General features: G+C 40.4%; 13 protein-coding genes and 1 pseudogene. 9 read left to right on the top strand and 5 right to left on the bottom strand.

The annotated features are described in order from the left end of the window. The first annotated feature begins 12 nt into the window (after positions 1-12). A complete protein-coding gene (locus AC438_RS03280; protein ID WP_053979851.1) occupies positions 13-1,227 on the top strand; it encodes a glycosyltransferase in 1,215 nt (404 codons plus the stop codon). Positions 1,228-1,480: 253 nt separating this feature from the next. Next, on the top strand, positions 1,481-3,196 hold the full coding sequence (locus AC438_RS03275) for a sugar transferase (RefSeq protein WP_162230688.1): 1,716 nt from the start codon (positions 1,481-1,483) through the stop codon (positions 3,194-3,196). A 132-nt stretch (positions 3,197-3,328) separates the two neighbouring features. On the opposite strand, the gene AC438_RS03270 is transcribed toward AC438_RS03275, so the two are convergent. Continuing rightward, positions 3,329-4,675 (bottom strand): glycerophosphodiester phosphodiesterase family protein, encoded by a 1,347-nt coding sequence (locus tag AC438_RS03270; protein WP_053979849.1) that lies wholly within the window; start codon positions 4,673-4,675, stop codon positions 3,329-3,331. A gap of 446 nt (positions 4,676-5,121) precedes the next feature. On the opposite strand from AC438_RS03270, the gene AC438_RS03265 reads away from it, so the two are divergent. From AC438_RS03265 to AC438_RS03235, 7 genes are all read left to right on the top strand, one after another. Beyond that, a complete protein-coding gene (locus AC438_RS03265; RefSeq protein WP_053979848.1) occupies positions 5,122-5,478 on the top strand; it encodes an STAS domain-containing protein in 357 nt (118 codons plus the stop codon). Further along, positions 5,475-6,563: an OmpA family protein gene (locus tag AC438_RS03260; RefSeq protein ID WP_053979847.1), complete on the top strand. Its 1,089-nt coding sequence runs from the start codon at positions 5,475-5,477 to the stop codon at positions 6,561-6,563. The genes AC438_RS03265 and AC438_RS03260 overlap by 4 nt, the downstream gene beginning before the upstream one ends. A gap of 80 nt (positions 6,564-6,643) precedes the next feature. After that, positions 6,644-8,752, top strand: coding sequence for an SLBB domain-containing protein (locus AC438_RS03255; protein ID WP_202904700.1), 2,109 nt, complete (start codon positions 6,644-6,646; stop codon positions 8,750-8,752). A 45-nt stretch (positions 8,753-8,797) separates the two neighbouring features. Continuing rightward, positions 8,798-9,589 (top strand): P-loop NTPase family protein, encoded by a 792-nt coding sequence (locus AC438_RS03250; RefSeq protein WP_053979846.1) that lies wholly within the window; start codon positions 8,798-8,800, stop codon positions 9,587-9,589. Positions 9,590-9,652: 63 nt separating this feature from the next. Continuing rightward, positions 9,653-12,292 (top strand): hybrid sensor histidine kinase/response regulator, encoded by a 2,640-nt coding sequence (locus AC438_RS03245; RefSeq protein ID WP_053979845.1) that lies wholly within the window; start codon positions 9,653-9,655, stop codon positions 12,290-12,292. A 55-nt stretch (positions 12,293-12,347) separates the two neighbouring features. Next, entirely contained in the window at positions 12,348-13,895 is a 1,548-nt protein-coding gene (locus AC438_RS03240) for a SpoIIE family protein phosphatase (protein ID WP_053979844.1), read from the top strand. A gap of 113 nt (positions 13,896-14,008) precedes the next feature. Continuing rightward, positions 14,009-15,586 (top strand): sigma-54-dependent transcriptional regulator, encoded by a 1,578-nt coding sequence (locus AC438_RS03235; RefSeq protein WP_053979843.1) that lies wholly within the window; start codon positions 14,009-14,011, stop codon positions 15,584-15,586. A 57-nt stretch (positions 15,587-15,643) separates the two neighbouring features. Here AC438_RS03235 and AC438_RS03230 read toward each other — a convergent pair whose 3' ends face one another. From AC438_RS03230 to AC438_RS03215, 4 genes and pseudogenes are all read right to left on the bottom strand, one after another. Further along, positions 15,644-16,699, bottom strand: coding sequence for an acyltransferase family protein (locus AC438_RS03230; RefSeq protein ID WP_053979842.1), 1,056 nt, complete (start codon positions 16,697-16,699; stop codon positions 15,644-15,646). A 93-nt stretch (positions 16,700-16,792) separates the two neighbouring features. Beyond that, complete coding sequence (locus AC438_RS03225) at positions 16,793-17,917, bottom strand: NAD-dependent epimerase/dehydratase family protein (RefSeq protein WP_162230687.1); 1,125 nt, start codon at positions 17,915-17,917, stop codon at positions 16,793-16,795. Positions 17,918-19,097: 1,180 nt separating this feature from the next. After that, positions 19,098-20,174, bottom strand: coding sequence for an OmpA family protein (locus tag AC438_RS03220; protein WP_053979840.1), 1,077 nt, complete (start codon positions 20,172-20,174; stop codon positions 19,098-19,100). Beyond that, positions 20,167-24,307: pseudogene (locus AC438_RS03215) on the bottom strand (hypothetical protein); the annotation flags it as partial. The pseudogene AC438_RS03215 and the gene AC438_RS03220, both read right to left, overlap by 8 nt.

Genomic DNA, 24,307 nt, shown 5'->3' with positions numbered 1-24,307 from the left:
GAAAGGTGTTTTATGAGCACGGCACAAATTGTTCAACACTTACAGCCTGGTGGCATTGAGTCATTAGCTTTAACGCTACTTGACCAACTTGATAAGCAAAAAGCACCTTTAGATAACATGATTAATGATAGGGATTATCATAAAAATATGATTATTAGTCTAGAAGGAAATAAAGAGCATGCCATCAAGGTCTGGCCTAGACTGGCATCTTATGCTGATCAGTTAATTTTTATGGATAAACCTGATAAATTTTCTATCAGCACGATCAAAAATCTAAAGTCGCAACTCAAAGATCATCATATTTCAACTATTCATACACATCACATTGGTCCATTTATATATGGCGGTTTAGCCGGTTCTGCCGCTGGCATAAAAAATCACATCCATACTGAGCATGATGGATGGCATTTGCAAAACGCGAAGCATTCTGGGATTCAGCGCTGCTTAAATTATTTTTTAGGCCCAACCTTAGTAGCTGATGCTCAAGAAGTTGCCAAGCAAGTACTGAATCATACCGGCGCCAGTAGTCAAGTCATTTACAATGGCGTTGACACAAAACGCTTTCAGCCTGCAAAATCTCTCAAGGATAAACAAAAGCTACGTAGTTACTGGGGACTGGACCGAGACTGCTTATTAGTGGGTGCTGCAGGCCGCCTTGAAAGTGTCAAAGGTCACGAATACCTTATCCAAGCTATGGCGCTACTCAACGATAATGTTCATCTTGCAATTGCTGGAGATGGTCGCTGCGCGACACAACTTCGCATCCTTTGTGACACATTAAACATTGCTGATCGCGTTCATTTTCTAGGCCAAACAGATCAAGCCCACAAATTTTATCCTATGCTAGATGTGTTTTGTTTGCCGTCGCTTAATGAAGGTTTTCCTCTTGCTCCATTAGAGGCGCAAGCTTGTAATATCCCAGCAATTGTCACTCGTGTTGGCGGTGCAACTGAAACTCTATGCCCAGCAAGTGGTGTGGCCGTTGCTGCAGCTGATAAATCCGCGTTAGCCACCGCCATCCAACAGCATTATGATCAGCGTACTTGCTTACAAAAAAAACACTCGCCGACTCATGCCCTCAATGACAACAATATGGATAACGCGCAAAAGCTCGAATTTTCACCTTTAGACGCCACCATACCAAGCTATACACCTCGAGATTATATTTGTAAAAACTTCTCTATTGAGGCAATGGCGATGGCTTACCAAAAATTGCTAGAGCCTTAATCACTGACTCATCATTCATATTTATTCGAGGGTTTGCTATATGCAATACGACCTGCTACTGGATTTTAGTATATATAAAAATATTTTTATACTCAATATGCTCGGCGTTCTCACGCTATTGAGTATTTTTTTGGTACTTTACCATCATGCTTTTTATCCCTTTTTATTGCAGCGCATAGCCAATAAGAAAAGCACTAAAATAGCCGCTAACGACGCTCATATTAATTTTTCACCTGCCACATTAAAAATTGCTATGATCATACCGGCATTTAATGAAGAAAAGGCAATTAGAGATAAACTGTATAATTGTATTAGCCTAGATTACCCTGAAAAATTACTCGATATTTATATTGTTCTTGATGGCTGTACAGATAATACTTTAGCAATCATTGAAGAAACATTAAAAGATAGTATCTTCGACACACTAAATATACAGCTCATTAACCATTCCGAAAATTGCGGGAAAATTGCTAGAATCAATGAAACCGTTAAAAAAATACAGGCAGACCTTATTGCTTTTAGTGATGTCTCTGCTTTAATTTCCTGCGATTCTTTACATATCTGCGCAAGACATTTCACCTTGTCAAAGGTAGATTCAAGTGATGCGGCAGCATCCAATACAACCGAAAAACCTGTTGGTGTGGTCACCGGTTTTTACCATTTACTTAATCCAGCTAACAGCGGTGAAAACACATATTGGCAACACCAGTGTAAACAGCAACTAGCCGAATCAGCAATGGGGGCAGTGCAAGGCGCGCATGGTGCTTTTTATATGATAAGAGCCGATTTATTTAAACCTTTGGCTTACGATACAATCAATGACGATTTTATTATTCCTATGCAAATTGTTGGCTTAGGCTATCAAGCCATAATGGAACCTAACATTAACGCACTAGAATTAGAAAAAACAAGTCATAATCAAGAAGCTAGCCGTAGAGTGCGCATTGCTGCAGGCAATATTCAGCAACTATTTAGATTACGGAATTTACTTAATCCAAAATATCGTAACGTTGCATTTATGTTTGCTTCTGGAAAAACATTACGCGTATTCATGCCTCACTTAATGATTATTGCCTTTTTAGGGTCGGCACTGCTTGCACCTATTAGCTTTATCTTTAATCTTTTTTTGAACTGTCAAATATTCGCATATAGCCTCGGCATACTGAGCATTTTATTCCCTCGTCATTTTAATTCATTCATGCCACTAGGTTATTTAATAAAAGGGCATTATTATAGCTGCATTGGAAGTACAGGTTATCTTTTTGATTCAATGTTAGGTCGCCATCGTCAATCCATTAATCATAAAGCCTATACATCAAATAAAAAGAATAACGATTGTATTTCATTGGACCCAACAACAGCAAAAGCCAAACGCGTCTTTGATCTCGTAATTGCCAGTGCTGCGCTTATTATTTTATCTCCTTTATTACCTATAATTGCACTTGCCATCAAACTAGAGTCCAAAGGGCCTATCCTATTTAGCCAAGTGCGTATTGGTTTGAGTACACCAACAAAAATGCAATTTTTTACCATGTATAAATTTCGCAGCATGGTACAAGATGCTGAAAAATCAACAGGTGCAACGCTCGCGACTAAAAATGATGCGCGCATTACTGCCATGGGCCGATTTTTACGAAAAACACGATTAGACGAGCTGCCACAACTGTTTAATGTGATTCGCGGTGATATGTCGATTGTTGGTCCTCGTCCAGAACGGCCCGATTTTTATGGTAAACTTGAAAAAGCTATTCCTTTTTTTTCTGAACGCACTTTCGGTGTTATGCCTGGAATTACAGGCCTAGCTCAGGTTCATCAGGGTTATGATACATGCATCGAAGATGTACGCAGTAAAGTCGGTTACGATCATGGTTACGCGTTAGCTTTACATAGTGTCAAAACATGGTTACGTATGGACTTATGGATAATGTTCAAAACTATAGAAGTTATGATTATGGGCAGAGGCCAATAGCATCGCGCTCGATAATACTTAATCATATGAGGCCACCAATAAAAAGCACCGACAAAAGCTGTCAGTGCTTTTTATTGATACTATGAGCCTGCATGATGTAAGCTTATACGGTAAACCTGAATACCATGGGTCTTAAATACTTGCAGCAAAACCCATACAGCTGGCGTAGTATGTTGTCGTACCTGGCCAATCCGAGAACACACCAATAACACCGACATCCTCAGCTAACACATGCAGTAATTTTAGTTGGTCACTGTCTTTGTCTGTTATATCCGCAATAGATTGATAATACCAATCTCCACCGCCCGCTAAAGGGCCGGATCGCTCCAGCGTCCATGCAATCATATCTAAGCCAGCCTCTTTTGCCGCTAATGCATACTTTGAGGGTACAATTTGTTCATCAGCACCTTCCGTCACTAACATCCATAGTGGTGGCGCTATAATTTTAACGCCAGCATCCAAGAGCGCTTGCATACTAGGTTGCCATGTCTTCTCATTCGCTATATCAAAAGTAGGATCATCATAACGACCATCTAAGTACACTGCTTGCTTCGCAAATTCCGGTTCGCTTTCCAGCCAGTAGGTCACATCTTTTAAATTAAATGATTGTGGCCACACATGGCTAGGAGGAATATTAGCCGCCTTATATTCATCGATCATTTTTTGAGCATAATCAGCTTGAGTAAAGCCATCAAAGGGCATATCCACATTGGGTGACTTAAGCTCTGGCGTCATTTTCACGCCTAACGACTGAAACAGTTGAATACTTTGCGCATGTGTCAGTAAAGTTCCCTGACTAGCATACAAGTCTGTACGCCAACTGGGCGTACCTTTGAGGTATTGTGCAACTGATGTCGCCATAGGATCGGACGCATCCATTTTGCCCTTCAAGGACTTAAATTCAGCTAACGTAATATCACTAGTACAGCATTTTGCTTGAGCAGGAGTTTGGCTCTCGATATTTGCAGGCACAAAAGGGGTTGTGCACTTAGCTGCCAAATCAGTAGCCAGTATATTAGTCGTTGTATGTAAGTCACATTGTGAATGACGACAAACTAACTCCTTGTCTTGTGTGAATGTAACGTCACATTCAACGATACCGGCACCCATTCTAACTGCTGCTTCATAAGATTCCTTTGTATGCTCAGGGTATTGCAAAGGTGCGCCACGATGGGCAATCGAAAAGTCCGTTTTGTAAAAAGGCCCTTCTGAGCAGGCTTGCAAGCGTTTTTTAAGTTCACCATCATCTAAACCTTCAACAAGAAAATAAGGCCGTGTAGTCACCTGACTATGATTAACTGACCCTGCAGGAACAGGGAAAATCACAGGCACTTCAACCTTTTCGACTTGCTTAATCTGCTGTACGACTACAACTTCTTTCTCAACTTCAACAACCTTAACTTTACCATCACTACCACTGCACGCTCCCAACAGAAAAATCACACCGCAACACCCTATCACTAACTTTAATGATTTCATATAGCCTCTAATTGCCACAGTAAAAAAGCTACCTTAGCTCTTTGATATGACAGTTATTATAATAATTTATGAAAAAATGATATTTTTTGGCATTATTCATTAGCAGTTAACTCTTGCTATCACATCAAATATGCACACATTACTTATGCTTGTTAGCTATGCTGTTTAGTCGTCGATACCGCAGCGTCATATAAATACATCTTCGCTAACACTATTACCTTATTTTTTTATAATACTGGAAATGCAAAGCCGCAGGTCACTTAACCGGCCCAACCACTGTTGTATTGGCGCCCCTTTCAACATTTCTATAGGCGACAAAAATTTGTCAATAAATAGTACCAGTGACATTAATATTTTTTAAAAATGTCCGCAATTGTCATCTAGAATTATGATATGCCTTTAGCAATCTTTACCGTTACTGATTTTATGACAGATATGAGGATACTATGAAACTAGATAGCAGCTTGATCAAAAGCGACGATAATGAAGAGCAGACTTGCTGCATTACAATGACTGGCGACTTTGATGCCGAAGGCGCTCAAGAAGCGCGCGAGAAAATTGAATCCTTATGCGTGGATTGCCATTACGAACATGTGCATATTAACATGCAGCAAGTAGGTTTTTTAGATTCTTCCGGTATAGGTGCATTAGTCTATTTATTTAAACGCCTTAAGGCGAATAACACACAACTCACCTTACTAGGCGTACATGGTCAGCCCGCCGAGCTCATGAAATTATTACGCGTTAACCAAGCCATTACTATCGAGTGGGGGGACGAAGATAGTCAAGGGCTCGATATATGAATATCTACCTTTTCAAATACACTCAAGCAGGCATTGCCTGCATAGTCAGTGGGCTTATACTGAGCGCCTGCTCTAGCTGGCCCAGCGAAGGGGCTGGCGGCTTTGCCGAACACAATGCAGCCCCCTATCAAACAATTACAATCAATAGCAATCAAGTGCCTGGTTTAGCATATAGTCATCCTATTGAGGTGGGTACGAAAAATCACGATATAAATCGCCAACTTACTGAGCAATATACTGGACATTTATATTATAATGGCACCGATCAGCATCATATCTACGATAGCACTCATCACCCGCACAACCCTTCATATAACAAGCAATACAGCTTGATCACTCGCGACTCGCATCAACATGCCCAGCAAAAGCATAACGCTACCGTTTCGGCTTCCCAAGGCTTACGTATAGATACACATCTATGCCGTAACACGCTGGACACTCTCATCTTGCAAGGCGCTAAAATGTGCTTTCCTGCGGCAGTGCATAATGCCCAGTTGCGCCAAAACCGTATAGAGCGCGAATTAGCCGGTGGACTCATATATGACGCCAGTTTAAATATTCAAATCCAGCATTTTGAGTTAGACCTTTTGCGTCAGCAAGTGAATACCATCAACCCTTCAGGCCACCTTAATACGGCACGGTGTATAAAACCACTATTAGGGGCAGACCAAATGGAGGCAGCAGCTAAAAAGTCAAAAGAAAAAAATCAGCACTTACTAAAATTGCTCAATACAGACAATCAATTCGCCACCAACTCTAGCGCGCTTAATCCAAAATATGCTGCTCGATTAGCAAAAGCAAGCCAATTGTTAAATCAACAACCGCAGATTAATCTTATCATTAATGGTCATACCGATAATATTGGCGATGAACAATATAATAAAAATTTAGCTTTAGAACGCGCACAAGCAGTCGCTCAATTTTTACACACTATGGGTATTGCATTGAACCGATTGAAAGTAATAGCGTTTGCAGCAAGCCAACCTTATAGTCATAATAAAAGTGCTGAGCATAGATTAGTTAATCGACGTGTCGACATAACACTCGCCAACGCTGATAGCTCGGCCATTACGGTTCAGCACTAATGATGTGTATGCATGTACAACCACTGAGAGTATTTTTTTATTTGCATGTTATTTATTTTTTGCGCGCCATAATTATAGCCGTGTTTTTTCTCTACGCCAATAACACTCACGCACAAACGGATCAAAACACTCGCCCTTCCTCAGAAAGCATAAAGTATATTGGTGTAGGCGATGAAATTTTTTTGGAGCTGTCCGGAGAACAATCTTTAACAAGAAATTTTGAGGTGTCACGTGATGGCACCATACTCTTGCCTGAAATAGGTCCAGTTAAAATTATTGGCTTAAGCGAGCAAAAGCTTCAAGAATTCATTAGTCAAAAACTATCAAGTGCCTTTAGAAATTTAACCAACCTTAAAGTTGGTATTAATAAACAACAAAGACTTATTAAGATATCGGGCTATGTGAATGACCCTGGTGAAATATTATTACCGAGTGGTGCCGATATTCAAAAAGCATTTGCTATGGCTGGCAACTTACGCATAGGAGCCCAACTAGATCAAATTCAACTGCGTAGTCAAGATAAAACGATTATTTTTAATTATAAAAAATATTTAGATACTGGCGATAGAAGTATTTTACCAACACTAAATTCACTTGATGAAATTTTTGTGCCTGCAAGCCCTAAAACGGGAAATATAGAAGTCGCTTTTGATCCGAGCACTCACTCCAATAGCGGTGATGCTGCCGATAGTTTAAAAGCAATTAAGATTTTTGGTGAAGTGATTAGTCCGGGTAGCTTTACTTTTAATGATGGCGCCACATTAGTCGACTATTTAATGCGCGCCGGCGGCGTGACTCGCTATGCCTCAGTCGAGCAAATACGAGTCATTAGTAATGGTGCCCCCCAGCTATTTAATTTGAAAGCATACCTGGATACTGGTGACAGCAGTACGCTGCCGACTATAACACCCAATACAACAATCTTCATCCCCATTCAAGAAGAGGAAATTAAATCAGGCGCTAATATGGTTTATATCATGGGGGAAGTCTTCAAACCAGGTGCTTATGAAGGAAAGCCAGGTGCCACTTTTTTAGACATTTTAGCCAATGCAGGCGGTCCAACACGCTATGCCGAAAGTCGACAAATTCGATTAATACGCGCCGATGGTAGTGTTATTCCTTTTGACTTATCGGCCTTTACCGAAGCAACAGGAGAGCAAGGTATGCCTGTCGTATTACCTGGCGATGCTATTTTTGTTCCAGAAAAAACCGATATGAACTCAAAATCATGGCTGAAAGTAGCTCCCAGCCGAGCTGTTAGAGTTATCGGCGAAGTTGTACGCCCTGGTCGTATTGAATGGTCAAATGAAATGTCTCTACTTGATTTGTTAGCACATGCAGGCGGGCCAACCTCTCGAGCAGATACAACACGTATTGAAGTAGTTATCCCTCAAAAGGGCATGCCCCCAAAGAAACTTGCGTTTAATTTGGATACCTTTATAGAACAGGGTTTAGGTGACGATAAATTACCTCAAATACTAGCTGGTAGCACAGTACGCATTCATGATTTACCTCAAGACCCTTCTGACAATAAAAGCCAATGGGTACGTCAGTCCTCCAATGATTCTATTTATATTTTTGGCCAAGTAGGCGCTCCTGGGCGCTATCGATTTACACAGGCTATGCATTTTTTAGATATTCTAGCTGCCGCTGACGGGCCCACCGATAAAGCAGATATTTCCGGCATCCGAATTAGTCATCGCAATAAATCTAAACCCACTGTCAGCTCCCTCAATTTGCATTTATATTTTGAAACCGGTGATGAACATTTATTACCCGACGTTAAGCCTGGCGATACAATTTATGTACCTGCACAAAAACGACTATGGCTTCACACACCAAAAGAAGCCACTATTCGTGTATTAGGTGCAGTCAATAAACCTGGACGTTATCGATTTGATGACACCATGACGATACTGGATTTACTCGCAGAAGCCGGAGGCACCTCCACAGAGGCATATCTTAAGAAAATTACAGTGGTCAATTTATCGTGTTGTAAAGATCAAGCCAAGGTATTTAATCTTAAAAAATTCTACCGCACAGCAGACTTTAATAAGTTACCCGTTTTGCGTGCCGGTGATACCATTTTTGTACCCAGTCGACGCGAGGGAATACTGTATCGCAGCCGTGAGAGCATGCGCGATATTATACAAGTTATCAGTCTTATTGCTTTAATTGGTGCATTATAACTTTTATCGAGTGATTATGTATTCGTATTATTAACAGGCATCACCATGCAACTGATTCACCATCCAGATTTAGATCGTTTATATTTAAAGACTTTAGGTCAAGGGTCCAAGCGCGTTGCGATTACAGCTTGTGATAACTGCTCTGGTGTCTCTACTTTAGCCATGGCACTAGCGCAACGACACCTGCTGGCAGGTCACTCGGTGCTGTATGTTGAAATGAATTCATTAGCTCCAGCGATGACAGCGCTCTATGATCTCCCAAAGAACACTACCCAGTCAGATATACACGATAGTAATACTGCTGACCAAAATCAACAAAGTGGTTTGAGTAAAAGTACAGCACTTCTAAGCACCCGCTTAGCTTCACCCATGCTAGTTACCGGTCACAACATGGAAGATATTGTGACCGGTGTACTCGCACCACAAGAGCAAAATCATATTTTAGCTTTACGCAATCCTAGCATTCTTAACCAGCATTTAGAGTACTTAGAAAAAAATTTTGATGCGCTGGTTATTGACTGCGCCCCTTTAGGTGCACAACATCAAGGTACTAAAGCCAATCAAATAGTACCTGCCGATCTTATTGCTACTGCTGTCGATGCAACTATATTGATGGTACTGGCAGGCAAAACTAAAGCGCCACACCTAAAAAGCGCTATGCATTTATTAGCGCAGCAAGGTATTAAACCGCATGCTATTGTGATGAATAATCAATACAATCCTTCGCTAGGGCAAGAACTGATCAGAGAGTCTAAGAGAATTCATAAGATATTCCCTAAAACATCTTATTGGTTATCACAAAAAATCAGGAATAGCTTACTCATGATACCCCTATGATATACATAATTATATTTACAAATCAATTGATAAAAAAGTAATTTTTAATATTGGGTAATAGCAATGCTAGACATACATTTATTAAATCAACCAAGCATAAAAACTGATGCTAGCTATAAAGAATTTCAATTAAATGATATTGCAATTTCACTACTTAACAACCCAAGTAAAGAACAGATAACACTCTGGCTATCCATCATAAAATCACAAGAACAAAGTAATAATATTTATTTAATAAAAGAAAAAGCTAACAGCATAAACAATTTAATAGCATGCAATATAGTCACCATCAAACAAAAAAATCAAATAATTTTAATTATTGAAGATTTAAATTTATTAAAAATAGCATTTGGCCATACTAAATCAATAAATAAAAAAATCGATAAGAACCTTTTAATAATATTCAACGATAACGGCGAGATAATTTCTGCTAACCACACCATAAAAACATCACAAATTCTTCGCAATAGCTTAAAAGAAGCTATAACCAATACCACAAACATCGAATACATTAAAAAAAATAATTCAATATATCAAACCATAGAAAATCAGTTTTACATTTTTAAAAATCCTAAAAAAATTGAAGCAAAATTACTTCCACACCTTCATGAAAAGCAAAAAGATAGGTATGCACTGTATGCAATTATTCTAGAGCCTATAACGTCACCTGATAATAATAATGAGCACTACCTTGATGCTTTTAACATATCAAAAAAACAAGCCGAACAAGCCAATGATGCAAAGGGACGCTTCCTAGCAACAATGAGCCATGAAATACGCTCGCCCCTAAATGCAATACTCAATATGGCACAATTATTATTAAATACAGAACTCACTGAAAAACAAAAAAAATATGCCGAAATTGCTCATACAGGTGGTCAAACACTAATGTCTTTAATTAATGACGTGCTCGATTTTTCAAAAATAGAAGCCGGCCATTTCACATTGAACATTGCCCCTTTCAATATCAATAATTTACTAGATGATTTAGCTTCTATATTTTGGATAAGGGCAGCACAAAACAATACCGAATTAGCAATTAGTGTACACCCAGAATGCGACACATTTTTTTCTGGCGATGAACAGCGCATTAGGCAAATCCTCATCAATTTAATCAATAATGCCATTAAGTTCACTGAGCGTGGCGGAGTTCATGTAAACATAGAGCCGCATAATGATAAACTAATAAAAATTGAAGTAATTGATTCAGGCATTGGCATGACTAGCGAAGAATGTCGCAATGTATTTGGCGCTTTTATCCAAGCAGAATCTTCTGAAAATCGCAGATTCGGCGGTACTGGATTAGGGCTAAGCATTGCCAAACAGCTGGTTGAATTGATGTCTGGTCAAATCCATGTATCCAGCACTCCTAATCGAGGATCTACATTTACTGTATTATTACCACTGCTTCCTAGCAACTCTATAGATTTAGGAAGAGAAATTTTCGATCAATACAGAATAAAAAAAAATAAACATTTAAAGCAAAAAAAAATTGCCGCTTTTTTAGATTGCGACAATAGCATTATTGAAATGGCACTGGAAAAACAACTTAGCTATTGGAATATTAAAGTTTACTACATTAGAGAGATAACTCGCGCATTAACGGCACCAATAGAAACAGCATTTTTTTTCGGCGAATCGGATGAATTTAGAGAGAACTCCCGTCATTATCATAAAATAGCCGATCGTTTTTTAAGTGCAAAACGCTTCGTTTTCATTTGTATCAGTGACATGCGGTTAGCCGATCAAATGCGACACAACTTACATCGTGGGTTCACATTATCATTAGACAAACCATTATCTGCTAAAAAATTGATAGCTGTACTAGAAGAAGAAAATATTAACGATACTAAAGATAGTGAAATTAGCAATAATTCCAACACCCATATTTTATTAGTTGAAGATGGAGAAACTAATCGTGCTGTCGCTTTAGCTCTACTAGAACAACACAATATAACCGCAGATATTGCTTGTAATGGTAAAGAAGCACTCGAAAAAATAAAAACAAGGCATTATCCTTTAATACTCATGGATTTATCAATGCCAATAATGGATGGCCTAGAAGCCACTAGTCATATCCGTGCAGGCAATAACTGCAACAAAGAAACACCTATTATTGCATTGACAGCCAATGCATTTGCCGAAGATCGAGCAACATGCATTGCTGCGGGCATGAATGACTATATCAGCAAACCCATTGACACTGAAATATTTGATCAAAAAATTGAGTATTGGTTACAATCTACCAAAGGAACTGTACAAGAAAACAATCAAAAAGATAATCAATATCAACAGGACGAATTTAAAAAAACACATCTCACATACAATAAAAACAATAAGCCTATAAAAAAATCATCTGATAACATTCTTGACTCTAGAATACTTTCTCAGCTAATAAAGGATACTTCTGAATCTTCGATAAGAGTCATTCTAGATATTTATTTTAAAGAATTAGATGAAAGAATTCCTAAGATGGAACTACTTTTTTCTCAAGAAATGTGGTCAACTCTTGGAGATGAAGCACACATATTGAAAAGTAGCTCCGCTAGTTTTGGAGCTATTGAATTATCAGCCAGAGCAAAAATTATTGAATTAAATATAAAAACTAATGAATTCGGTAATATTCATCATGCCATGCAAGATATACATTTACTGGCTCAAAAAACAGTAGAGGCACAAAAAGATTTTTTAAAAACATTATGATCAGCAGATAATTTTTTGATCGCAATCCATACATTGACATGCTAGGTAAATTAATATGCGGCGCTGTTTATTTTTTCAAGTTTATGACTGCAACTTAACGACTTTAAAAAAGTGCCGGTCCGATATCAATGCAATTGCTAAGCGGCTTCAATGGCCGCCACAAATAGTCAACCCCTTACTATTATCTAGCAGTGAGCTTATTGCTAATAGCACCGACTACAGTCAAAAACCAAAGGCAACGTCTATTAGTATTAGCATTTATAAAACAGCCGACCACCTTATTTTTGAGTATCGCGATAATGGCGGCGCATTTAACCCATTTAACACCCCGCCTCCTGAATTAGATGACATTAGCCCCTTAGCAGAGCATGGCCGAGGCCTAAGTTTAATTAAAGCAACATGTCAACAAGTCAACTATAAAATAGAACAAGATCCTTTTGTCAATTGTATTATTTGCTATATGCATTGGCCACAAAAAAGCCAAAAAATTCGTGTTTTATTACTTGAAGACAACCCCGCTCAAAATTACTTATATACAGAATACCTTCGCGGCGACTATACCGTGATTGCTTGCCATGAAGCACAAGAAGCGATTGACGCTATAGAAAAACAGCCTATTGATATTGTTGTATCTGATATTTCAATGCCTGGCATTAATGGCATAGATTTTAGAAAGTCATTACTCGGGCAAAGCACAACCGATCTTATACCCTTTATGTTTTTAACTGGCACAGAAGATATGATGAATATCGAACGCCTTGCGCATCTAGGTATTGATGACTTTCTACAAAAGCCGGTCACCAAAACACAACTGACAGCCAGTATAGAACGTATATTACAGCGTACGAATCAACTGATTAATCGCGTAACCGAGCGCCTAGATCATAAAATCACTCGCGCACTGTACCCTAGCCTACCTCCTCATATATTGAGCTGGAAACTCGCCTATGGCAGCCGCAATACCGGACATGGCGGCGGTGATGCCGTATTTTTAGAAGCAACCCCCAATCCCACATTGGTATTGCTTGATATCATGGGACATGACATTAGTGCCAAATTTTTCGCACATGCCCATACAGGGTATTTACGAGGTTTAGTGCGTAGCATGGCGCCTTGCCAAGCGAACCAACCACCCTTTGATTGCGCTGTTGTACTCGATCACCTTTCTGATATGGCATTTGCAGATAACCTGCTAAGCCATACTATTTTAACTACACTGGTTATAGAGCTACTCAGTGATGGTAAAATTTGCCTCGCAAGCGGCGGGCATCCGCCACCATTGATCGTTAGTCATGGCAAAGTCACACGTCTTGACTGCGGCGGTATGCTACCTGGGCTAATCGCTCAAAATAAATATAAAAGCCAACAACTCACTCTTGAACAAGGAGATAGACTCGTATTGTATAGTGACGGGTTATTTGAGGGTGCCGAGAAAGCGAGTAACCGCGCGCACCTCGAACAAAGTATGCTAGATGTAATTGCAGAAACCAGCCATCAACCGATCCATCAAGCTGTGCATGAAGTCCTGAAAGCCTTTGATACTATTGCAGGTCAACCCAGTGATGACGTAACACTGCTTATGCTAGAAACTCACTATAGTTAGAAACGTACCGTCATGGTCATCATATGATAATACCGATACACATTATTCATAATATACACAACAATTTTAATGCACTTTAATACAGTAAGTACTGAAGGAAAATCGTTAACGCCATGAGTGATAAGGCCAATATTATAGTCGTTGAAGACACCCGATCACTGGCTGTGACTTATGAAATGTATTTGTCACCACTCGATGCCAATATTACTATTTGCAATAATGGTAAAGAGGCTATGGCTTGCATTAAAAAACAACCGCCCGATATTATTTTGCTGGATCTCAACCTACCTGACATGAGCGGGCAGGAAGTATTACGCTGGATTTGTCAACACTACACATGCCCTGTTGTGATTGTGACAGCGCACGGCTCTGTTGATATTGCAATGAACCTTGTACGCATGGGCGCAAAAGATTTTTTAGAAAAACCTGTCAATGCAGACCGATTACGTACAACCGTTTATAACTGCATAGAAACATATCAACTCAAACATGCTGTCGCCAAAATACAAGAAGATATAAAACGCGAGCATTATCATGGCTTTATAGGTAGCTGTCCACCCATTCAAGCAGTTTACAAAACAATTGATGCCGCAGCACCGAGTGATGCTACGGTCCTCATCACAGGTGAGAGTGGCACAGGAAAAGAGGTTTGTGCAGAAGCTATTAAACAGCAGAGTTCACGCGCAAATAAGCCATTTATTGCTATAAACTGCGGAGCCATTCCTCGAGACTTAATAGAGAGTGAATTATTTGGCCACATTAAAGGTGCCTTTACTGGTGCACATACCGAGCGAAAAGGCGCTATATCAGAAGCTAATGGCGGCACTCTTTTTTTAGATGAAATTGGTGAAATGCCACTTGATTTACAAACCAAGCTGCTACGTTTTTTACAAAACAAAACCGTCCAGAAAGTAGGCAGCAGTAAAGTTGAATGCGTTAATGTTAGGGTTATTTGCGCCACTAATCGCGATCCTTATGAAGAGGTAAAAAATGGTAATTTTAGAGAGGATTTATATTATCGATTAAATGTTTTACCCATTCATTTGCCTCCTCTAAGAATGCGTGGAAATGACATAATACTACTAGCGCAATACTTTCTAATAAAATTTACAAAAGAAGAACATAAAATGTTTACGGAGATATCAAATCACGTAAAGGATATATTTTTAAGTTTTTCATGGCCCGGTAACATTAGACAGTTACAAAATGTTATGCGTAATATCGTAGTACTTCATAACGACACCACCGTTCAACTAGAACATTTACCCGCCCCTCTCAATCAAATTAAATGCAAAAAAAATACATCAATAACATCTAAAAATCGGATCGAAATAATGGCTAAAAATTGCATAAGCCATAGCTATAACAACGATCACAAGACATCCATCCTTACCCCTAAAGCATTTGCATCACTTGATAATATATCGTGCGCAATTAAAAACCAGCATACAATCATTGATCCATCATGCAGCGGCACCTCATACAGCTTACCCCAGCAACTTAGCGAAGGTAGCAGTCATGATCAACATCCATTACCACCGGTTAAAACACTCGCTACTATTGAGAGAGAAGCAATAGAAAAAGCTATTGAATTAACAGGCGGTAACATACCTAAAGCAGCTACATTACTCGATGTAAGCCCTTCTACTATTTATCGAAAAAAACAGCAATGGAATCAACCTCAACCATGAACTATTACTTCTTTATATACCCATAAAAAACCATGATTTAACGCTTGATATGAGATATTATTTATTAAAAATTTGTAACGACAGAAAATTATTTAAAATACGCTCAAATAAAATTAAACTAGATTTAAAAATCTTGGTCGCTCTAGGCTCTATATATTGAGCAATATAAAAACTCAGTACAATCATGATCGCAACAGTCACGGTGACAGCCAACTCTTCGCTAACAAAGCGCTTACCTTGGTCAATCATAATACGTCCAGCTACGTTATGAATAAGATATAGAGGATATGTAATAGTACCAAGCATTGTTATACAAGGATATTTTTTTATCGTAACCCATCGACAAGTTAATATTAAAAAAAACAGAAATGAAATAAAAATAATGAAAGCACTCATAACACCTTGATAATGACTGGCTGCAACAATAAAGCTCGGCGTTATTTCATAGGCCCGCACCAACGATAATAGGCATGTAACCAGCAACATGAGAAGCGTAGCTAAAGACATTCCATCTCGTTGAAACAGATAAAATATCACTCCTGCTATAAAAAAAGGAGAGTATACAGGACTAATAAACCACCCCATAAAAAATGGCTGATCAATAAAAAAATGCATTATTGACATCACCAACCAAATATTTAACCATATATAAAATCGGTCAAACACTTTTAATAGCATTAATAAAAAGACACAGCCATAAAAACGCAATTCAGCATGTAAAGTCCAGTACACACCATCTAAATTACTAACCCCAAACAAATCATTAAACATTGTTAAATTAGCAAGAAAAACAAAAAAAATTGACCCTTCAATAACTATATGACCCCCAAAAGAAATTAAAAAAATTAATGTAAAAATTAAACCTATCCAGTAAGTCGGATACAGTCGAATCATTCTTGCCTTTACAAATCCAATAGCGGATCGATTAGTGGCTGATACCGCTATAACATAACCACTAATAATAAAAAAGATAGGCACACCCAAATAACCATATTGAGTAACAGGGGCTAACCATTTAAATGCCGTCGCTTCTGGTCGATTAATAAAGTGATAAAAAACGACGCTGATAGCAGCTATAAATCGTAATAAATCTAACGCGTGCAACCTACTCATTAAACAAATACTCTCGGGGGGTTTTTGGGTAAAGGTATTAGATTATCAAAAAATTATATGGAAATATTGACGCGACAAACCTATCAGAAGAAACTAAAAGTTTATATGATCGCCTCGAAAGCCATCTCCAAAGGCACCGCCATCCAAAGTATTGCTAGATAGCATGGCATTTTGATAGGGCTTGCTAATCTCTAACGACGTATTATGATGATGCGTACCATGCGCCGCTGATGAAGTATTAAAGGCTATATTATTATGATCTATACTCAGCGTACTCACAGGAAGTGTACCCGCTGACGCTTTACGCCTACTATAAAAATCAATCAATTTTTTCAATCCGGTATTAATCGTTATTGACACTTTACAATGCAGTTTATCTTCTGATTTTTTAGGGCAACCTACCGAACCATAAATATCGCCGCTACGCGATGATCGATAATGTGTAGGAACTAAGATTTGGGTCATACACATTATGCGCCGAACTAAATCATTGATACTAATGCCCTCGCCACTACAAACATTAAATATCTCTGCGGTAGTGCTTCGATATGCCATTGCAGACATTATAAAATGGATAGCATCTTCGACATAAACATAGTCTCGCACCTGCTCACCATCACCAAAAATTTCGATGGCTCTATTATTAATTACGCATTCAACAAATTGGGCAACCGCATCACTACTGCCCCCCTCACATTCATAACGCTCACCATAAACATTAAAAAGTCTTAAGCCAACCGTTGGGGTTGACTCCATAATCGAAGCGACTTTAGCATGTAGTTCCAACGCTCGCTTATCTGCGGCATAGGCTGTTAATGGGCAAGCTTCTGCTTGCTCATTTAATGGTAAATCGGCATTATCACCGTAGATAGCAGATGAAGAAATATACACCACTTTAACTTTATGCTTTGCCGCTGCAGAAAATATATTAAAGCCACCTGCTAGTGTTATTTTAATATCACGAAGATTATGTTTATCAAATCCAGATTCAGAAACATCTGCCAAATGAAAACACCCATCAACACCCTCCATGTATGTATCAACAGTTTGCGCACAACAGACATTACCTATCCTTAAATCTATGCAGTCTATTGCACTCATGGCAACCCCATATGATAGGTTATCAAGTACTCTTACGTAGTGGCCATCGCCTATCAAGTGCCCGACCAAACGCGAGCCCAGGTAACCACATCCGCCTGTCACCAAATATGTTGCCATGATAAATGTCTCATCAATATACTTCATGTAAAGTTAAAGCAATACCAATACCATAAATAAATATGTTAATTAACTATAAAGAAACGGTTTAATATTCATGCCATATCTTTACGGCATTTAAAAACTACAGACAGACCAACAATTAAATAACATATTTATATACAATTTCTTGATTTAACTGTATGCATTGCGGCACTTACTGATATGTACCACATAAAAAATAAAATAACTGCCTAACCTGAAAAGCCATTTAAAAGCACATTAATTAAGTGCTCTAGCCGCTTAGGTCTCTAATATTAAGAATAGCTCTAGAATCATAATCAAGATTAAACAATATAATTACATGAGCTACTACACATACCATATGAGAATTACTATAAATGATTATCATATAGAATTGAATAACAAACACATTAAATGTGATTTTTCATTGCCGGATAGAAAATCTTAAGGCCGACAGCTAATCGCTTAAATATTTTTTAACTATGCTTAATAGTACAATGCTTATATCAAAAAAATAAAAACTCTATTTTTTACCAATGAATACAGGGAATTATTAGACTGAATTAATTCATTAATCCTAGAAACACTCTGATATTTTTGAATAAGTCGCATTTTGCATATTAAAAAGAGAAATTATATAATTGCAAAAAAATTAAATACAAAACCCAGCCAAATAGCAAACTCTTATCTTACAGGGCACTATTGGATTTTTTTTAATCGTTAAGTGCCAAGAGCACTTATCTAGTAGCTGTGTCATAGTGGCTGTGCATAGTGGCTGCGTCAGAATAGCCACGCGGGGTAGGCTTTGCACCTGCATCGGGATACCCAAGATTAGGCCTTGCAAGAGCGAAAAATCGCAGGTTACCTAGTGGCTCAATCATAAAGTATTAAGCCCAATTTACGGGTCCGTGAATGAGTAATCTCAAAAAATGAGTTCCACTTTTGAGATTACTTCAAATAACAATTCAAATATTGTTTCAAATAACATTTGAATTAACAACAGGCATAATTACATTACTACTCAAGACCCTCTCAACCACCTTATAATTTTGCATTGCCTGATCCGGCCTTCCCTGAAGGGCCTGACGCTTAAATGCCTAATGCATGACTCATCAATATTTACACTGATCATGCTTTCAGCCTACCCGAATGGTAACATAACAGATTAAATTTACCGTTAAGGGGCACACTCATCACTTAGCACTTCTACTTCAACGCGGCGGTTACTAGCGCGTCCTTGCTCAGTGTTATTATCACCAATAGGCCTTGTTTCACCAAACCCCTCTGACTGTACATTAATAACGCCATGTTGTTGCAAATAAACTCTAACACTTGCAGCACGGCTTTTAGATAGCAGTAAATTGTAAGCTTCTGAGCCTCGACTATCGGTGTGTGCACGCACCGCAATTTTCACATTAGGAAATGGTACAAGCTCATTAATCACATTATTAAGCACTTGCTTACTCGCTTCGGTTAACCTTGCTGATGCAGTGACAAAATAAACGCCATCCAACACACCTTGCGGCGCATTACACAATACTGCAGGTGCAGCAGGTTCAGGCTCAGGAGTAGGCGCCGGTATAGCTACATATTTCGCCTTCGTTTTACCTGCATCACGACCAAAACGCTTGAGTATACTCAGCGTGAGCTCATGACTATCTTTATCAATACTCAAAGCCTCTAAGCGCAAGCCCCATAAAGTTTTAGTCATGTATTCTATGCCTGCACCTACATGTAATTGCGTGCTTTTAAGCTGCTCATAATTGAACACGCCACCATCATCACGACCTTTTGCCAACGACGTATCGAGCTGACTGACACCCAATTTAGCATAGGCGTGCCAACCAGGTAGGTGCTGGCCCACATGATAAAGTACACTGGCCCCCATATGGCTATAGTCAATCGCAGCACCAGAATCAAACGTAGCCTCACCCTGATCGCTATAATGACCTTCTAGTGACCATTGGGCATTCAGGTCATAACCTAAGAATAACGTCGGCAAAACAGCGTCTGCTGTCTTATCGAGTGTCTCAGGTAAATTAACAATGCGTGGCTTTAACTTAGATACACCTAAACCAATGCCCGCGTACCAACCGCTACAATCATAGAGCTGTGTACCTTCAGGCAGCTGACTAGCCGTTGGGTTTTGCTCACAATGACGTGGTATAGCGGTAGCATGAGTGCTCGCAGTACCTAAAACCAACATTAAAAAAAGCGAGCGTGCACCAACAATTTTATGACTCTGACTATACATTTTTAGACCTTTTAATGAGAGCTATTTTGGAATGTTGTTGAACAATTAATAAGCTTAGCAATACCAACAAACTTAGCCACTCTAATGAGCCACCACCACGCAGGCCCGTTTCTATACGGCCAGCATCAGGGGGTACGTCAGTGGGGGATTCCACATCGGTCACTAGTGGCCGGCCAATTGCTATTTGACTTTTTATCAAGCCGTTCACCTTACCCTGCCCTACTTTATCCCCGTCAGGCTGCGCATCATTTAAACCGCCATCGACAACACTTAACGCCAAACAATGATCCCCTTCATTTAGGCCAGCACGATAAGCACCATCGCCCGGCTCAGGGCACACACCAACCTGACCATTAACCCATGAAGCTGTTGCATAGGCATTGCGCTCGCTAATGATGAAGTCTTGCCAACCATTGAGTGTAGAGTATTGACGCAATATTGCTTTAGCAGGTACGGCGTCATTAAGAGGTATCACAATACGTGCGCTTGCACCAACATGAGGCAAGTTAGTCACCTCGTAATCGTAGATATGGCCGTATTCATAACCGGTATCCTGCCCGCTTGCCGCTGGATAACCGCGAGCAATCAATCGATCCACAGCCTCTTTAAAGTCACTTTGTGTTAATGCAATACCGCCAGCGCGACTCACTTGCGCTAATTGCCCTGCTCGCAAGCGAATAGCTTTATCACTAAAAGGCTTACCATCAACGCCAACCAAGCTATCGGCATTTAAATAACGGCCCGTACGTGTTTGTATCGCACGTAAATAGCCCACATCTGCATTGCGATCGTCAACATCATCGGGGTGACGATCTGCATCACTATCACGCAGTGCTCCCGTAGCAACGACCTCGATAAACTGCTCTGTAATGGACTCATGCCCACCCAGAGTCACGCTCAACATTACGCTATAAAGACCCGGCACCAAAGCGCTCGTGTCAACCGACAAAGTCGCTGTATTGGTATCCCCGATAATGGCATCACTCAGCGATACAACATCGCTAGACCAGCGATAAATAGGTACTGTAGTGGGGTCTCGTGGATCACCAAATACATGGTAGTTCCCTATGCGTCCTGTAAAAGTCGTCGCACCATTATCTACTGCAATATTAATAGACTCGTCACCGCCTTGTGCAATATCGATCCAAATAACCGGCTTCACCGAACGACCTACATAGCGGTTTGCATTCAATAAATAACGATTAGCCGCATCAAATAGCTCCTCTTGGGTGTCAGCTTTGAGCAAATCAGTACCAATAACTTGCTCCAATAAATCATTAAAGCCATCGTTATCGCTGTCGCTACTACCATCGCCATCAATATCTGTATTTTCTACCCAATCTGGAACACCGTCACCATCGGTATCCTGCTCAGCACCATGCAGTGGATCACCACCGTAACGCACCTCAACAGCATCAGGGTACCCATCGCGATCAAAGTCTGCTTGGGCTGGATCAACTTCACCTAAAAGCGGATTAACAGGCTGCGCTGGTGGCTGCACCAATATTTTCTCAAGGTATTCCTCTGATACATCGGGTACACCATCGCCATCTTCATCCGCTCGTGAGCGCACTTCAACATTGCTATCCGAACCCTCGAGCTCATCGGCAATGCCATTATTATTGTTATCGATAGGTGTGACACCCTGAGTACCCACCTTACCGTCACCGTCAGGATCGATAGCTTCAGCAACTGTACTACCCGCAGCCTCGACTAAGTCGCTAATACCATCACCATCGCTATCGAGTGAGCGGGTATCTGGAATACCATCAAAATCACGATCAATAAACTCCGCTCGCTTACCACCAACACTCGGGTCCGCAAGATCACCTAAACCATTGTTATTATTGTCGGCAAAAGACCCTGTGCCTACAACACCGTCACCATCAGGGTCCACCACCGTCAAGCCCGCTTCACTGAGATCGGTCAGACCATCGCCGTCAGAGTCAAGGTCTAGGGTGTCGGGTAAGCCATCACCATCCGTATCAACAGGCAATAATAACAATTGCCCCAGCGCATTATCTATAGAGTCAATTAAGCCATTCCCATTGCGATCTTCACCATCAATACGACCATCACCATCAACATCAAGCGCAAAACCACCGACTTCATCAAGATCTGGCAAGCCGTCATTATCACTATCGATATCAATCACGTCAGGCGTACCATCGCCGTCACTATCGGTTAAATTTGCGGTGTCGATAATGCCATTACCATCAAGATCAGGGCGCTGACTCCCATTAACATCCGCATCGACTTTATCATCAATACCATCGCTATCATCGTCGAGCTTACCTATATCTAAAACGCCATCATTATCAGCATCGGCGTCAAAGCGATCCGGGATAGAGTCGCCATCAGTATCTTTGTTGATAAGCGCGGCTATTTCATTGAGGTCAGTAATACCATCGTTATCGGTATCCCAATCCAAATGATTTGGCACACTGTCTTTATCGCTATCGATCGCCAAGCCAACATTAGACTCTACGCTATCGAGTAAATTATCATTATCACTGTCAAGGTCGAGGTAATCAGGCTCTGCATCACCATCGGTGTTGCGTGGCATACCAGAATCATTACCCACCTCAAAAGAATCAGGTAGTAAATCACCATCACTATCTAAATCACGATAATTACCTAAACCGTCACCATCAGTATCGACGGTGCCTTCTATGGCATCAGCAATAGAGTCGTTATCGCTATCAAGATCTTGAAAGTCAGGAATGCCGTCGCTATCGGTGTCGGTAGGTTCAAAGGCATCATCAATGCCGTTGCTGTTCGCATCACTACCTAGGGTTAGCTCAACATCCAAGCTATCAATAATGCCATTGCCGTTGCTATCCTCACCTGACACAACGTCGCTAATTTGATTTTCATCTGCATCACTAATGCCATCACCATCAGCATCTAAATCCAAATAGTCGGGCAAATCATCGCCATCGGTATCCAGTGGTTCAAAACGATCATCAACACCATTGCCATTGGTATCGTCGCCACCTGTAATTGCGACATCAACTGCGTCATCCAAACCATTACCATTGGTATCCGTATTGGTCGGCACCGGTAAATTCAAGCTTTCAAGAGTGTCTAATATGCTATCACCATCACTATCGGCATCTAAAAAGTCAGGTAAGCCATCATTATCGGTATCTGGTGGTAATAGCGGGCTACCATCGACTTCAATTGCATCGGGCAAGCGATCGCCATCACTATCTAAATCACGGAAGTCATAAATACCGTCACCATCGGTATCTGTAGGATTATTAGGTAATTGGCCCACCTCAATAACATCAGGAATAGAATCGTTATCGCTATCAAGGTCTAGAAAGTCTGGTATCGAATCACCATCACTATCAATTGGCAATACATTATCGGCCAGACCATCGTTATTACTATCATCGACCATCAAGGTTTCAGCATCAAACGCGTCATCAATCCCATTACCATTACTATCGTTACCTGTTACTCCGGCCTCTAAGCCATCCGGAATACCATCGTTATCACTGTCAGCATCAAGGTAATTAGGTATGCCATCACCATCAGTATCATCCAAGCCCTCTAATAGATTCGGTATGCCATCACCGTCATCATCGGCACTAGGGTTATAGCTATCGTGGGCGATTGTTCTCTCGACTTGTATCGCCGCATCCCCCGCCACATTCGAAACATTCACCGTAACACTTTCGCTCGCCCCTAATGCTTGCGCATCGGCCGCCGGCAACGTCGTTGACCAAGCGTTGTTATTCACAGTGGCACTGTAGGTTTTACCATTGATCGTAACGGTGACTGTTTGGCCGTCTTCAACATTGGCTGTGGTACCGCTTAGGGTGATATCGCTATCATCTTCGCTGGCGCTGATCACATCGTCAGTACTGATCGCCGATAAGGTCACTGACGGTAAATCAACAGTATGGGCCACTGTGCGAGTCGCTTGCGGTGCTGCATCGCCAGCGGTATTGAATACATCTGCTGTTAAGATGTGTGAAGCCATTAAAGCCTGCGCATCAGCGGCGGGCACGGTGATCGACCAGCTATCACTGTTAACCTGCGCGGTGTAAGTGGTACCGTTTAGCACGACCGTAACCGTTTGGCCTTCTTCCACATTGGCCGTTGTACCGCTGATAGTCACATCA

Source organism: Marinagarivorans algicola, assembly GCF_001292705.1.
Taxonomy (GTDB): Bacteria; Pseudomonadota; Gammaproteobacteria; order Pseudomonadales; family Cellvibrionaceae; genus Marinagarivorans; species Marinagarivorans algicola.
This window is presented reverse-complemented; position numbering and strand designations above follow the sequence as displayed.

Bases quoted from the DNA above. Each gene is read 5' to 3' on its own strand.
- AC438_RS03240 (WP_053979844.1), top strand. From the start codon at position 12,348: ATGCGGCGCTGTTTATTTTTTCAAGTTTATGACTGCAACTTAACGACT.
- AC438_RS03265 (WP_053979848.1), top strand. From the start codon at position 5,122: ATGAAACTAGATAGCAGCTTGATCAAAAGCGACGATAATGAAGAGCAG.
- AC438_RS03235 (WP_053979843.1), top strand. From the start codon at position 14,009: ATGAGTGATAAGGCCAATATTATAGTCGTTGAAGACACCCGATCACTG.
- AC438_RS03250 (WP_053979846.1), top strand. From the start codon at position 8,798: ATGCAACTGATTCACCATCCAGATTTAGATCGTTTATATTTAAAGACT.
- AC438_RS03260 (WP_053979847.1), top strand. From the start codon at position 5,475: ATGAATATCTACCTTTTCAAATACACTCAAGCAGGCATTGCCTGCATA.
- AC438_RS03270 (WP_053979849.1), bottom strand. From the start codon at position 4,675: ATGAAATCATTAAAGTTAGTGATAGGGTGTTGCGGTGTGATTTTTCTG.
- AC438_RS03220 (WP_053979840.1), bottom strand. From the start codon at position 20,174: ATGTATAGTCAGAGTCATAAAATTGTTGGTGCACGCTCGCTTTTTTTA.
- AC438_RS03225 (WP_162230687.1), bottom strand. From the start codon at position 17,917: ATGGCAACATATTTGGTGACAGGCGGATGTGGTTACCTGGGCTCGCGT.
- AC438_RS03275 (WP_162230688.1), top strand. From the start codon at position 1,481: ATGATCATACCGGCATTTAATGAAGAAAAGGCAATTAGAGATAAACTG.
- AC438_RS03245 (WP_053979845.1), top strand. From the start codon at position 9,653: ATGCTAGACATACATTTATTAAATCAACCAAGCATAAAAACTGATGCT.
- AC438_RS03230 (WP_053979842.1), bottom strand. From the start codon at position 16,699: ATGAGTAGGTTGCACGCGTTAGATTTATTACGATTTATAGCTGCTATC.
- AC438_RS03280 (WP_053979851.1), top strand. From the start codon at position 13: ATGAGCACGGCACAAATTGTTCAACACTTACAGCCTGGTGGCATTGAG.